The following is a 13,658-nucleotide window of genomic DNA, read 5'->3' on the forward strand; positions in this document are numbered from 1 at the left end:
GCCCTCCGTGGACGGTGCGCGGCCCTGACCTCGGAGGCCATCATGGCTCCATGAAGACGCTTGCCGAAGCGGACGCCCTGGCCGCCCGCGCGCACGCCGGTCAGGTGGACAAGACCGGTGTCCCCTACGTCGCACACGTCCGTGCGGTCGCCGCGGGACTGGAGGCGTTGGGCCGCCCCCACCTCGCCATGGCCGGTCTGTTGCACGACGTCATCGAGGACACCGACTGGACGGCGGAGGGACTGCGTGCCGCCGGAGTCCCCGACGAGGTCGTCGCCCTCGTCGAAGCCGTCACCCACCGGCCGGACACGGCCTATGAGGAAGGGCTCCGCCGGATCGCGGAGGACCCCGGGGCCACCCTGGTGAAGATCGCCGACAACGCGCACAACAGCCGCACCGACCGGGCCGCCGCACTGCCGCCCGCCCAACGGGAACGGCTCGCCGCCAAGTACCGTGCCGCCCGGGAGATCCTCTGGCCGGCGGCCGACCCCGACGACATCAGGGCGATCCTGAGGGTGGTCAACCCCGACCTGCTCGCCGAAGCGGCGAAGACGACCTGACCGGTGGCACCCGGCCGGACGACCGGGGCCTTCGCCCGGACGACGGGGGCCTTCGACGCCCCATGCGGTTGCCTTTGAGTTGCGGAGATCGTTGCCCCGCGTGTGCCGGGGTGGGGCGCGGGCCAGCGGGTGCGGATCGGAATCCTGACGAAGGCGTTCATCGCCGAGTCGGCGGACGCGGCGATAGCCAAGCGCGACCGGGCCGAGCGGCGCCTGGTGCGTGGTGGCGGGGACCACGGCTCCTCGCCCTGGACGGCACCCAGTTCGATCTTCCGGACGGCATATGTCCGTTCGTGGCGCGACCGGGCAAGGAGGTCCGGTTCCGCCGCCGCGGCATCCCGCTTCAGCGTGGAGCGACCGCCACCGAGCTCACCCGCTCCTTCACCGAGGCCGGGCGGGAGGCACGTGCACACCTCGTGCCGGCCCGACGCGGCCGGGGCTGCCCACGTGCGATCAAGAAGCCGAACCGCTGGCCCGTGCCGAGGACCCGCGCCAGACGCGACACGGTCCAGCCCGGCTACGGGGCTCATCACCAGACCACGAAGCCGAAGAGCAACCGCCGGGTCGGAAGACCGGTACTCAGGGGAACCCGAGCCCCGTCGCCGCCATGGGCACCTACGCCAGCCCCTTCGGCTCGCATCCGCTCACTGCTCGGCAGCCTCCTCGGTCCAAACTCCTGTCGGGTGCTCGTCGACCGGAAGCCACAAGCTGGGCTGTACACGGCAGCCCGGACTGGCCTGCTCGTCCGACGGCCAGCGGTGATCCCGGTCAGGCCAGACGAGCTGGACGACGGGGACCGGGGTCTGGCGGTAGAAGCCGACGGCTGTGCCCAGCAGAGGGCGGTGCCAGCTGATGTCCACCGGTTGAACCTGAATCTCGTACCCTTCGATGACGCCCGGGAGCAGCGTGCCGGGCTCCGTCGCTGCCCCGTCACGCAGCTTGGCGGCCCCGGCATCGACCCAGTGCATCAGCCCCTGAAGCTCCAGACCGAACATGGCAACATCTGGGATCCGATGGGAATGCCACAGGCCGACAGTGAAGGACCAGTCCGGGATGTCTCCGCCGCTGACACCCACCACGTGCCAGCCGTGCTCACGGACGTTCGCCATCTCCCGTGATCAGTAGTTCTCCCGCTGTCGACGTGCTCGGAGGGTCGCCGAGGCAGCGGGATCGCAGAGCACGCAAGGGCACGACGAGGACACGTTCGAGTCAGTCACCCGGGCATCCAAACAGATCAGGACCGGCACCACGCTGGGCGGGATGCCACGGCGCTGAGGCAACTGCATTGGCCTCCGCAGCCCCCCGCCCGCGCCGGTCGGACCCCGGCGTCCGACCACGGCCGGGGTCGGGCGGGAGCGGGCGCGGCGGACGTCCGGGATCGCCGGACCCGATGTCGGTGGACCGTCGTAGGGTCGGCCGCATGAGCACTTCCGACGAAGTCCGCGCGCTCGCGCTCGCCCTGCCGGAGACCACCGAGAAGGAGGCGTGGTCCATGCCGACCTTCCGGGTCGCCGGGAAGATGTTCCTGACCCTCCCGGACGACGAGACCTCGATGGCCGTCCGCTGCCCGAAGGAGGAGCGCGACGAGTTGGTCCTCGCGGAGCCGGAGAAGTTCTGGATCGCCGGGCACGAGGCGTCGTTCGCCTGGGTCCGGGTGCGGCTCGCCGCCGTCGACGACGCGGCGGAGCTCCGGGCGATCGTGGTCGACTCCTGGCGGCAGACCGCGCCGCCCCGGCTGCTCGACGGCCATCCGGAGTTCGCGGCCCCCGCGTAGCCCGCGGCACCCGCGCGTCCCCCCGTGCCGATCCGGTCGGCCCGCACCCCGCGACCCCGTGCATGGCCCCGGAGCCGCGTCGCCGCGGCCCGGGGACCGGCCGGCCGGTCACAGCGGTTCCGGCGTGATCTCCCGGTAGGCCGAACGGAGTTCGGCGAGGACCGGATCGTCCTCGGGGAACGTCACCGCGTCGACGGCGCGCACCGCGCGGACCCCGATCGCGGCGTTGGTGGCGAACACCGCCCGCATCGCACCGAGACCGGTCGTGTGCACCCGCCTCACCACGGAGCCCGGCCGGGCCCGCCGCAGCAGCTCCATGGTCACTCCGGGCAACACCTCGGCCTCCGGCCACACCACCCGGCCGTCGCCGTCCACGAACCCCACGTTCCAGGTGCAGCCCTCGGACAGCGCGGCACCCACCGCCGGACCCGCCGGCCGGTCCCGCCCGTCCGGCGCGCCGGACGGGCGGTCGCCGCGCGCCCCGGTGTCCCCGGGCTCGGTGAACAGGACATCGTCGAAGCCCGCGCTGCGGGCCGCGCGACGCAGCGCAAGCTGGCCGAACAGCGCGACGTGCTTCACCTCCGGGAGGTCGCGGCGGTACGGCCGGGTCGCCACCCGCAGCGGTGGCGGGAACAGCGTGCCGGCCGGCCGCGTGGTGACCAGCACGTGTGGCTCCGCGCCCTCCGCCGGACGGCCGATGTCCAGCGCAGGGTCGAAGACGGTGACCCGGACGTTCTGCGGCTCCGGCCCGCGGGGCACCGCCGCACGGACGTACGACCGGACCCGCTCCGGGTCGAGGGGCGTCCCGAAGACCGCCGTGCAGTCGCGCACCAGCCGGTCGAGGTGCAGGTTGAGCCCCCGGACCACACCGTCCGCCACCCTGAGGGTGGTGAAGTGGCCGTAGGTGGTGAGGGCGAGGGCCGTGGTCTGGGCGACGGTGGCCGGAGCGCCGTTGACAGTTGCCATGGCCCCAGTCTGGCCCGGACGCAGGGCACCGCGGCGCACCGGCGGCCGAAACCGAAGCCCTCCTGCCCGTCTTGACCCTGTTGTCCCTTCCGCCCGGCCCGTCGCGCGGACCGGCGGCCCGGCCATCCGACCGGGCGTCCGGTTTCCCCGGCACGTTAACCGCTGGTACGCCATGATGGCGCCGGCCACATCCACGTGCGTTCCACACGACCGGGGGCTGAGGCAGCGGTGACGACTTCCCGTTCCGAGGCAACGACGAGGGCGCACGCGTTCCGGGACGACGCCCTCGGCGAGCACGACGCGGCGGAGCGCGTGCGGGCCGTCGAGGACCGGCTGCGCGCCGTCCAGGTGCACGCCGCCGACCCGACGGCCGCCGGTCGGCCTCGTCGAGGGACCCTCCGGGCGCCGGCTGCGGGTCGGTCTGCTGCTCGACTCCCCGAACGGTGTCACCGCCGACGCCGCCACCCGGGCGGCGGTCAACGGGACCGCGCAGACCCTGGAACCGGTGCACCCGGCCATCGACCCGCGGTTCGCCGACGACTTCCTCACCTACTGGGGCATGCTGTCCTTCCTCATCGGCAGCACCGGCCGGACCCTCGGCGCGGACTTCGACCGCCGCCGCATGGACGGACTCAGCCGGGGCCTGCGCGGCCGCCTTCCGCGGGCATGACGTGCTGCTCTCCCTGCCCTCGCGGGAGGTCACCGCTGGAGGCAGAGCAGCCGTTCCGGCGGATCCAGGATGCCTGAGACGTGTCGGGGCGCCCGCTCGGCGTGGGGGTGCGGCGGAGCCGACCACCGGGGCCCCGGTACCCCCGTTCACCCCGGGGCGCCGGTGGTTCGCGGTACCGAGTATTCCGCCCGGCCCTCCGGCTTTCCAGGGACGGATCATGCAGATAATGGGACCGGTCCCGGATGCCCGGGCCCGCCCCGCCCGGTTGCGGGGCGCCGTACCGACGAAAGCTGCCGCATGCGACTCCCGGCCGGTGACCGAGACCGTCTGAGGACGATCCTCCGGGGCCGCCGGGCCGCGCTCGACCCCGTTGCCGCGGGCTTCCCCGCGCGTCGCCCCGGCCCCGGGCGCCGCGCCGCCGGGCTGAGCCAGGAGCAGATGGACCTGCTGCTGAACCGGACGGCGGGCACCTACAACCGGTTCGAGAACGGCCAGCTCGCCCACCCCGCCACCGACTTCCTCACCGCCGTCGCCCGGATCCTCCGCTTCGACGAGCAGGAATGGGCGTTCCTGTGGCAGCTGACCCGCCGGGAGCAGCCGCCGCACCCCCTGCACAGCAGCTCCGGCATGTCGGTGTCCCCGGTGTGGCAGCGGATCCTCGACCGGGTCGGCGACTCCGTCGCGTTCGTCCACGACGCCGAGTGGAACGTCCTCGCCCACAACGACGGGTTCCGCCGGCTCTTCCCGGGCGCCCGGGCCCCGGACAACATGATGCGTTACATGCTGCTCGACCCCGGGGCGCGGACCCGGGTGCTGACCCACTGGGAGACCCAGTGGGCCCCCGCGATGATGCCGCACCTCAAGCACGCCGCGGCGCTGCGCCGCGACAACGCGGGCCTCGCCCGGCTCGAACGCGACGTGCTCCGCGACCCGGTGGCCGGACCGCTCTACTGGGCCTGCGCCTCGGCGCCGATCCCCTTCTACGACGGCTCCGAGCTCCCGGTGCGTCACGCGGTCCTGGGGCCGGGCCGGCTGACCACCTGTCTCGCCGACCTGACCGCCTCCCCCGGGGCCCGCCTGAACATCAGCCTGTTCACCGCCGACCCGGATCCCGGCACCGGCACCTCCTCCGACCCCGTCGCCGACTTCGACACCCGCACCGACCGCGCCACCGCGACCGGTGCCGATTCCAGCTCCTCCGGCGCCCTTGTGGTGCGCCCCGGTGGCCACGGCCCGGCGGCGTGACAATGCCGGCATGACCGACGCCGTCCCGCCCGCGCCCGACTCCGCCGCCCGGACACCCACGCCCGGCGGCACCTCCCCACCCGCCACCGAGGCCTCGTCCGGGGCCGGGGTGCTCGGGACCGAGGCCCCCGCGGTGGCGCCCGAGCAGGGCCTCGCCCCGGCTGTCCGGGGCGAGCGGGACGGACCCGTGACCACGGTCATCCTGTCGCGTCCCGCGGCCCGCAACGCGGTGGACGGGCCCACGGCGCAGCGGCTCGCCGCAGCTCACCCGCTCCTTCACCGAGGCCGGGCGGGAGGCACGTGCACGCCTCATGCCGGCCCGACGCGGCCGGGGCTGCCCACGTGCGATCAAGAAGCCGAACCGCTGGCCCGTGCTGAGGACCCGCCCAAGACGCGGCACCGTCCGACCCGGCCGCTGGGCGCACAAACAGACCTCGAAGACGAAGAGCAACCGCCGGGCCGGGAGACCGGTGCTCAAGGGGGTGCAAGCCACGCCGCCGCCGTGCTCTCTTCAGTCGGCCCTGGAGACCAGACAGCAAGCGCCCCACAGAGTGACAGGGGTGTGTGCGGCAGTGGCTCGGCCCTTCGGCGGCGCTGTTCCTCCAGCGCTCGTGGCCGGGGCAATGCAGGCCGAGACCTGGGTCGGCCTTCCGCTGGTGCATGGCGCTTCAGCAAGGGACTCGGCCACGCCCCGGAGAATGTTCAACGCGATCCCAGAAGCGCCCTTGGCGCCCGCAACGGGCCGGGCGTCGGGCCAGACGATGACCACAGGGGGAGACCACAGCTCGTGGAGCCCATCCCAGACCGAATCCGAGAGGGCGTCCCACACCATGCGGGGGCCGAGCGGGTCCAAGGGAAGCGTCCTCCGCGCCGCCCCGAAGAGCGCCTCCTCGTCGGTCCGCCCGGCGGTGGAGAGCGTGAACACGGGTACGCCCTGGCGGGCGGCCTCGTCGAGAATCCCGGGAATGTACGCGCCGGAAACCTCGTGGAAGCCTCCGTCGATCACCCTGTGCAGAGACCGTACCGGTGCGTCCTCCCGGTCCGGGTCGCTCCCGCTGGTCAGTGGGTGATCAGCCTGTGTCCGGGGGCTCAGCGGCTCGCTCGTTAAAGCAACTGCACGGACCTTCGACGCCCCTCAGGACCCATGGGCCGAGATCCAGCCCATCAGCTCCGTCGGGCGGTTGGTGATGACGCCGTCGACACCGAGCTCGTCCAGCGCCTTCCAACGGGCCGGAGCGTCCACCGTCCAGACGTTCACCGCGACCCCCGCCGCGTGCAGCTCCTCGACCAGTTCCGGGCGGGTGGACAGACCCCGGTCCGAGACGTTGTACGAGGCCAGGTGCAGGTCCTTCGCGACGGCTACCGGATCGGCGTCAGGCGTGTCGCGCAGCAGCCCCAGCGGCAACTCGGGCGCCAGTGCGCGGACGTGCCGCAGCGACGGGACGTCGAAGCTCTGGACGAAGACCCGGTCGGTCATGTCCGCGGCCCGGACCTCCTGCACGATCCGGGTCACCTCCTCCTTGCTGTGGGCGCCCTTGACCTCCAGGAGGAGGTTGCCACCGCGCTCGCGGAGGTCCGCCAGTTGGGCGGCCAGTGTCGGGACGCGGGCACCGGCGTAGGAGGGGGCGAACCAGGAGCCGGCGTCCAGGGCGTCCAGCTCGGCGGAGGTCAAGGAACGGATCGCCCCCGTGCCGTCGGTCGTCCGGTCGACCGTCGCATCGTGCATGACGTACGGCACGCCGTCCTTGCTGGGTTGGACGTCGTCCTCGATCCACGTGGCCCCGCCCCGCCGGGCGACCTCTTCGGCGACCAGGGTGTTCTCCGGAGCGGCGGACGAGGCACCCCGGTGGGCGATGGCCACGAGCGGCTCACCGGCGGCCCGGAGCCAAGGGCGCGCCGAGGGCGAACCCCCGGGCGCCGGCCCCGGGGACGCGGCATCCGGAGGGAGGGGGGCCGGCTCGGCGGACAGAACGGGCGGAGCGGCGAGGAGCAGCGTCACGGCGAGCACCGCCGGACCGTGGACCAGGCGGCGGAGGAGGGGTCGTCGTGCACCGGGTGGGGGGAGGTGGTTCATGAACAGAGCCTAGGTGCGGCTGACGGTCCGACAGGGGTTCCACACCGAGCGACACATGACGGGACGACGAATCCCCCGACCGCGGCGCGGCCACCTCCACACGGCAGTCGGGGAGGAGGCCGCTGAGCTCCCTGCCGCACGACCGGCGGCGCCGACGGCAGGAAGAGGCCTTCCGGCCCTTCCACAGGCCCCCGCCTCCGGCTCAGCCCCCGTCGGGCGCGTGCAGCTCTCCCGAGCGGGCCACGCGTCCGTACCAGCGGGCGCTGGACTTCGGAGTGCGCTCCAGGGTGTCGTAGTCCACCCGGACGGCGCCGAACCGTTTGGCGTAGCCGTACGCCCACTCGAAGTTGTCGAGCAGCGACCAGAGGAAGTAGCCGCGCACGTCCGCCCCGTCCGTCATCGCCCGGTGCACCGCCTCCAGGTGCGCATGGACGTAGGCGGCGCGCTCCGGGTCGTGCACCGAACCGTCGGGGCCCACCACGTCCTCGTACGCCGCGCCGTTCTCGCTGACCACCAGGGGGAGGCCGGGACGGGCCGCGGACGTCCGGGCCAGCAGGTCGTACAGTCCACCGGGGTCGACCGCCCAGCCCATGGCGGTCGGGGTGCCCGGAGCCCGGTGGAAGGCGACCTCGTCCGCGCCCGGCCACGGGGAGTGCTCGCTGTCGCCGTGCCCGTCGTCCTGCGGCTTCTCCGCTCCTTCCGGAACCCGCGAGACCACGGTCGGCGTGTAGTAGTTCAGTGCGAGCAGGTCCAGCCGTTGGTTCGCGGTCGCGGTGTCGCCGTTCCGGACGAAGGACCAGTCGGTCAGGTGGGCCGTGTCGGCCAACAGGTCCTCCGGATAGCCGCCTTCCAGCATGGGGCCCAGCCAGATCCGGTTGCCGACGGCGTCGATCCGGCGAACCGCGTCCAGGTCCTCGGCCGAACCGCTCAGCGGCCGGATCTCGTGCAGGTTGAGCGAGACCGCGATCTGGCGGTCCGCCGGCAGCCCCGCACGCAGGGCCTGCACCGCGAGGCCGTGCCCCAGGTTGAGGTGGTGGGCGGCGCGGAGCGAAGCCACCGGATCGGTGCGGCCGGGGGCGTGCACCCCGGAGCCGTATCCCAGGAAGGCGCTGCACCACGGCTCGTTGAGCGTGGTCCACCGCTTCACCCGGTCGCCGACCGCATCGGCGACGATCCCCGCGTACTCGGCGAACCGCTCGGCCGTCCCCCGCTCCGGCCATCCCCCGGCGTCCTCCAGCTCCTGCGGAAGGTCCCAGTGGTAGAGGGTCAGGGCCGGTTCGATGCCGACCGCGAGCAGCTCGTCGACGAGCGCCCGGTAGAAGTCCAGTCCCTTCTGGACCGCCGGACCCCGGCCGGTGGGCTGGACCCGGGACCAGGAGACGGAGAACCGATAGGCGTTCAGGCCGAGCTCGGCCATGAGTCGGACGTCCTCGCGGAACCGGTGGTAATGGTCGACCGCCACGTCACCGGTGTGGCCCTCGAAGACCTTGCCGGGGGTGTGCGAGAAGGTGTCCCAGATGGACGGGGTGCGGCCGTCCTCCGCCGCCGCCCCTTCGATCTGGTACGCGGCGGTGGCGGCACCCCACAGGAAGTCGGGGGGGAACGAGCGGACGGCGGTGAGCGGCCGGGTTTCGGATGCGGTCATCGAGGGGGACTCCCAACGGGTTCGCGGAGGTGGGGGGAGGGGGCGGCCGGTCAGTTCTTGACGGCGCCGGCCGTGATGCCGCCGACGATGTGCTTGCCGAGGAAGGCGAAGACGAGCAGCAGCGGCACGGTGGAGAGGAGCGCACCGGTCAGCACGACCGCGTGGTCCACGGTGTGGTTGCCCGCCCCGAGGCCGGCCAGTGCCACCTGCAGGGTGGGGTTGCCGTCGGGCGTGAGCGCGATGAACGGCCAGAAGAAGTCGTTCCAGGACTGCACGAAGACCAGCATCCCGAGGACGGCCATGGCGGGCCTCGCCACGGGGAAGACCACGTGCCAGACGATCCTGAGACTGTGCGCCCCGTCCACCCGGGCCGCCTCCACCAGCTCCACCGGCAGTGCCTCCAAGAGGAACTGCCGCATGAAGAAGACGCCGAAGGCGGCGACGAGCGAGGGCAGCACGACGGACTGGAGCTGGTCGAACCAGCCCAGGTCCGTGATGATCCGGTAGAGCGGGATGACGCTGAGCTGAGGCGGGATCGTCATCGTGGCGACCACGAGCGAGAGCAGCGCGCCCCGGCCCCGGAAGGGCAGCTTGGCGAAGGCGAAGCCCGCGAGCGTGGAGAACAGCACGGTGGACAGGGCCACCAGGCTCGCCACGATCGTGGTGTTGACCAGGGCCTCGCCCATGTCGACCTGGTTCCAGGCGAAGCCGAGGTTGTTCAGGAGTTGCTTTCCCGGTAGCAGCGGGGCCGGAGCCTCCACGACCCGCTCACCGGTGTGCGAGGCCGCGACCAGGTTCCAGTACAGGGGGAAGAGCGAGACGAAGGCGGCGACGCCGAGCAGGACGTACGTCACCGGTCCCGCGTGGTGTTGGCGGCCGGCCCCGGGGCGGAGGCGGCGGCCGGGCGGAGCGGTCGGTCGGGCACTCTCAGGGCGGAGCGGCGCGAGGGTGCGTGCCACGGGTCAGTCCCCCAGCTTCTTGCGGTGGTGACGGGAGACGAGCGCCTGGGCGCCGCCGATGAGGAGCAGCAGCAGGAGCATCACCCAGGCGATCGCGGAGGCCTGCCCCAGCGCGCCGGTCACCCAGCCCTTCTCGTACATCAACAGGCTCAGGGTCTGGAACTGGTTGCCGCTGCCGCCGCTGATGCCGACGCTGCCGCCGTAGAGCATCGGCTCGCCGAACAGTTGGGTGGCGCCGATCGTGGAGACGATCACCGTGAAGAGGATCGTCGGCCGGATGGACGGGATGGTGACGCTGATGAACTGCCGCCAGCGCGAGGCGCCGTCGAGCGAGGCGGCCTCGTAGAGGTCCTGGGGCACGGCCTGCATGGCGGCCAGGTAGATCAGCGCGTTGTAGCCGGTCCAGCGCCAGGTGACGATCGTCGAGATCGCGATCTGGGCCGGCCACTTGGACGATTCCCAGTCCACCGGGGCGAAGCCGATCCAGCCGAGGAGGCCGTTGATCATTCCGTAGTCGGTGTTGAAGAGTTGGGCGAAGACCAGGGTCGCCGCCGCGATCGAGGTGGCGTAGGGAGCGAGGACCGCGACCCGGAAGAAGCCGCGCCCGCGGAGCCGGTAGTTGAGGAGGTGGGCCAGGCCCAGGGCCGTGAGCAGTTGGGGGACGGTCGAGATCACCCCGATGGTGAAGGTGTTGAGCAGCGCGTTCCAGAAGAACTCGCTGCTTGCGAGGTCGGTGTAGTTCTCCAGTCCCTTCCAGCTCGGCTCGCCGCCGAGTTCGACCCGGTGGAGCGAGAGCCAGCCGGTGTAGAGCAGCGGGAACAGGCCGAAGGCCGCGAAGGTGAGGAAGAAGGGGGCGACGAAGACGTACGGGACCGTCTTGGCGTCCCAACGGTGGAGCCTGCTGCGCACGCCGGGCGGGACGGTGCGGCGGCTGCGGGGCCGGCCGGTGGAGGAGGGCGGTGCGACGGGCGGCGGGGCGCCGTCCCGCTTCGCCCGAACGGAGGTGGCCACGGGGGCGTCCTTCCAGGTCGATGCGTGCGGTGTGCGGACGGTGCCGGTCCGGCACCCGTGGACGACGGCGGACCGGCGCGCGGTCCCCGCTACCGGTCGATCTTGTCGGCGACCAGCTTCCTGACGTTCTCCCAGGCCTTGGCCGGTTCGGTGCCGCGCTGCTCGACGTCGAGGATGCCGTTGTCGGTGAGGAAGGTCTTCACCTGGCCGTCGTAGCGGCTGATGGCGGCGGGGGTGATGCCGGCCGCCGCGCTGGAGAAGATCTTGCCGACCGGGGTGTCCCCGAAGTACGGCAGCTTGGCCTCCTGGACCGCCGAAGAGGCGAGCGTGTCCCTGGAACTGGGGATGTTGCCGTTGACCGCGAACACCTTGGCGTGCTGCTCGGGGGCGGTCAGCCAGGCCGCGAGCTCGGCGGCCTCCGCCGTGTGCTTGCCGGCCTTGGGCACGGCCAGGAAGGACCCGCCCCAGTTTCCGGCGACCGGGGGCGAGGCGATGTCCCACGTGCCCTGGTTGGCCGGGCCCGCCTGGTCCTTGATGATCCCGGTCATCCAACTCGGACAGGCGACCGTGGCGAACTTCGAGTTCTTGAAGGCCGCGTTCCAGGTGCCCTTCTCGTCGAACTGGCGCAGTTTGGCGGTGAGTCCGTCCTGGGCCGCCCGTACGGCGGTGTCCCAGGCCTTCTTCACGCCGGGGCTGTTCTCCCAGTCGAGCTCGCCGTTCGCGTTGGCGTACTGCACCGGGTCGCTGGAGACGACCGCGTTGAAGAGGCCGCTCGCGGAGTCGTGGAAGGCGGTGCCGGCGGGTGCCGCGGCCTTGTACCTCTCGCCGGTCGCCAGGAACTTGGACCAGTCGCCGGCCCACAGCGCGGCGACCTCCTCGCGCGTGGTGGGCAGCCCGGCCCGGGCGAAGAGGTCCTTGTTGTAGCAGATGGCCATGGGGCCGATGTCGGTGCCGAGGCCGATGACCCGGCCGTCGCCCGTCGTCGCCTGCTTGACCTTCCAGTCGAGGAAGTCGTCGAGGTTCGCGCCGCCCTGCTTGCCCAGGTCGACCCACTTGTCCGCCATGGCCGCGCCGGTCGCCTCGGCGACGTAGCCCACCTCGATGGCCTGGATGTCGGCGACGCCGCTGTTCTGGGAGAGGCGCAGCTTGAGCGTGTCCCAGTACTTCTGGCCGTCGGAGACGTTCGACTCCTCGATCTCGATGTGGGGGTGGAGTCGTTCGTATGCGGCGTAGAGCTTGGCTCCCGTTTCGTCGTCGTAGCCGAAGGAACCGAAGGTGCCGATCCGCAGCGTGATCTTTTCCGTCCCCCGGGCGCTCGTGTCGCCGTTGTCGCCGCCGCAACCGGTGAGCAGGGTCGTGCCGGTCGCGACGACGGCGACGGCCGCGATCGCCGCCCGGCGTCCGCGTCTGCTGCTGGAACTGTGCATTCCACTCTCCTCGTCCAAGGTGGTGCTCGATGCGCGTCAAGGGGCCCGGCGGGCCGATGGCGACCCGGCGGTGCCGGTCCGGGCTCGATGCAGGGCCGTGCAGCATGGCGTGGGAGCGCTCCCACATCGCTGTCGGAAGGTTGCTGTTCGGTGAGCGCGCGTGTCAAGGAGTGCGCACGGATTCGTTGCCGGGAGGTTTTTCGGAGGTTTCGGCTTGCCGTGCGGTCGTCGGCCCGTTGCCCCGAAGGGGTGGGGCGCGCGAGGGGGGGCGGGTGCGACGGGCTAGAGTGGGAGCGCTCCCATTTCTGTGGGGGTCGTGCGCTCCTGCGGGCGGCAGCGGCACGTCGTCGGGCGAGGGGGGCACGGAAGTCGTGGGCGGACGGCACGGCGGCAGGCCCACCCTGGATCAGGTCGCAGCCAGGGCCGGGGTCGGCCGGGGCACGGTCTCCCGGGTGATCAACGGCTCCCCCCGGGTGAGCGAGCAGGCCAGAACGGCCGTCTCCAGGGCCGTCAGCGAACTCGGCTACGTTCCCGATCGAGCCGCCCGTGCCCTGGCCGGAAGTCGAACCGACGCCGTGGCCCTGGTCATTCCCGAAGCCGAGGCCCGGCTCTTCGCGGAGCCCTACTTCCTCGACCTCATCCGCGGTGTCAGCGCCGAACTCGCCGAAGCCGACAAGCAGCTCCTGCTCACCCTGGTCCGCAGCGAACAGGAACGGCAGCGCTTCGAGCAGTACCTCGCAGCCCAGCGGGTCGACGGCGTGCTGCTCGCCTCCGTCCACGGCGACGATCCGCTGCCCGACCGCATCAGGGAGCTCGGACTTCCGGTGGTCATGAACGGTCGTCGCACCGAAGCCGAGCCCGTGCCCTACGTGGACTCCGACAACGTCGCTGCCGGGCGGACGGCCGTCGCCCACCTGGTGGGACGCGGTCGCAGCCGGATCGCCACCATCGCCGGGCCGCTCGACATGTACGTGGCGAGGGCCAGGCTCGGCGGCTATCGGGCCGGACTCGCGGAGGCGGGACTGCCGCCCGAGGAAGCGCTCGAGGCGATCGGTGACTTCACCGAGGAGGGCGGCCGGCGTGCCATGCGGCTGCTGCTCGACCGCAGGCCGGACCTGGACGCCGTCTTCGTCGCCTCCGACGTGATGGCGGCCGGTGCGCGCGGGGCGTTGAGGGAGGCGGGTCGCCGGGTACCGCAGGACGTGGCCTTGGTCGGGGTCGACGACTCTCCGGCGGCGCGGCTCATGGACCCGCCGTTGACGAGCGTGCGGCAGCCCATCGGGGAGATGGGGCGCACGATGGCACGGATGCTGCTCCGGCACGGTGC

Annotated in this window: 12 protein-coding genes; 5 read left to right on the forward strand and 7 right to left on the reverse strand. The window is 72.4% G+C overall.

From position 1 onward, the window contains the following. The first annotated feature begins 50 nt into the window (after nt 1-50). Entirely contained in the window at nt 51-560 is a 510-nt protein-coding gene (locus ACFW2Y_RS19845; protein WP_384880673.1) for an HD domain-containing protein, read from the forward strand. A 644-nt stretch (nt 561-1,204) separates the two neighbouring features. On the opposite strand, the gene ACFW2Y_RS19850 is transcribed toward ACFW2Y_RS19845, so the two are convergent. Next, nucleotides 1,205-1,669, reverse strand: a complete 465-nt coding sequence (locus ACFW2Y_RS19850; protein ID WP_384880676.1) for a DUF4262 domain-containing protein — start codon at nt 1,667-1,669, stop codon at nt 1,205-1,207. Nucleotides 1,670-1,980: 311 nt separating this feature from the next. Here ACFW2Y_RS19850 and ACFW2Y_RS19855 point away from each other — a divergent pair, with 311 nt between their 5' ends. After that, complete coding sequence (locus ACFW2Y_RS19855) at nt 1,981-2,334, forward strand: MmcQ/YjbR family DNA-binding protein (RefSeq protein WP_384880679.1); 354 nt, start codon at nt 1,981-1,983, stop codon at nt 2,332-2,334. 108 nt (nt 2,335-2,442) lie between these two features. Here the strand turns inward: ACFW2Y_RS19855 and ACFW2Y_RS19860 are convergent, their stop codons facing one another. Beyond that, a complete protein-coding gene (locus tag ACFW2Y_RS19860) occupies nt 2,443-3,300 on the reverse strand; it encodes an aminotransferase class IV (protein WP_384880682.1) in 858 nt (285 codons plus the stop codon). A gap of 505 nt (nt 3,301-3,805) precedes the next feature. On the opposite strand from ACFW2Y_RS19860, the gene ACFW2Y_RS19865 reads away from it, so the two are divergent. Together ACFW2Y_RS19865 and ACFW2Y_RS19870 are read left to right on the forward strand one after the other, a co-directional pair. Beyond that, the gene (locus ACFW2Y_RS19865; RefSeq protein WP_384880685.1) at nt 3,806-3,970 is read left to right on the forward strand and encodes a hypothetical protein; all 165 of its coding nucleotides are present in this window, start codon (nt 3,806-3,808) and stop codon (nt 3,968-3,970) included. Nucleotides 3,971-4,267: 297 nt separating this feature from the next. Next, nucleotides 4,268-5,215, forward strand: coding sequence for a helix-turn-helix transcriptional regulator (locus tag ACFW2Y_RS19870; RefSeq protein WP_384880687.1), 948 nt, complete (start codon nt 4,268-4,270; stop codon nt 5,213-5,215). A 1,135-nt stretch (nt 5,216-6,350) separates the two neighbouring features. Here ACFW2Y_RS19870 and ACFW2Y_RS19875 read toward each other — a convergent pair. From ACFW2Y_RS19875 to ACFW2Y_RS19895, 5 genes are all read right to left on the reverse strand, one after another. Next, nucleotides 6,351-7,289: a glycerophosphodiester phosphodiesterase gene (locus ACFW2Y_RS19875; RefSeq protein WP_384880690.1), complete on the reverse strand. Its 939-nt coding sequence runs from the start codon at nt 7,287-7,289 to the stop codon at nt 6,351-6,353. Nucleotides 7,290-7,491: 202 nt separating this feature from the next. Then, nucleotides 7,492-8,934, reverse strand: a complete 1,443-nt coding sequence (locus tag ACFW2Y_RS19880; RefSeq protein WP_384880693.1) for a GH1 family beta-glucosidase — start codon at nt 8,932-8,934, stop codon at nt 7,492-7,494. A 50-nt stretch (nt 8,935-8,984) separates the two neighbouring features. Then, entirely contained in the window at nt 8,985-9,893 is a 909-nt protein-coding gene (locus ACFW2Y_RS19885) for a carbohydrate ABC transporter permease (protein WP_384880696.1), read from the reverse strand. A gap of 3 nt (nt 9,894-9,896) precedes the next feature. Beyond that, entirely contained in the window at nt 9,897-10,904 is a 1,008-nt protein-coding gene (locus ACFW2Y_RS19890; protein ID WP_384880699.1) for a carbohydrate ABC transporter permease, read from the reverse strand. A gap of 89 nt (nt 10,905-10,993) precedes the next feature. Beyond that, complete coding sequence (locus ACFW2Y_RS19895; protein ID WP_384880702.1) at nt 10,994-12,331, reverse strand: ABC transporter substrate-binding protein; 1,338 nt, start codon at nt 12,329-12,331, stop codon at nt 10,994-10,996. A gap of 371 nt (nt 12,332-12,702) precedes the next feature. Here ACFW2Y_RS19895 and ACFW2Y_RS19900 point away from each other — a divergent pair. Further along, on the forward strand, nt 12,703-13,658 hold a 956-nt coding region (locus ACFW2Y_RS19900), incomplete at its 3' end, for a LacI family DNA-binding transcriptional regulator (RefSeq protein WP_384880706.1).

Origin of the sequence: Streptomyces sp. NPDC058877 (genome assembly GCF_042742855.1) — a bacterium.
In the GTDB taxonomy this organism is placed as follows: Bacteria; Actinomycetota; Actinomycetes; order Streptomycetales; family Streptomycetaceae; genus Streptomyces.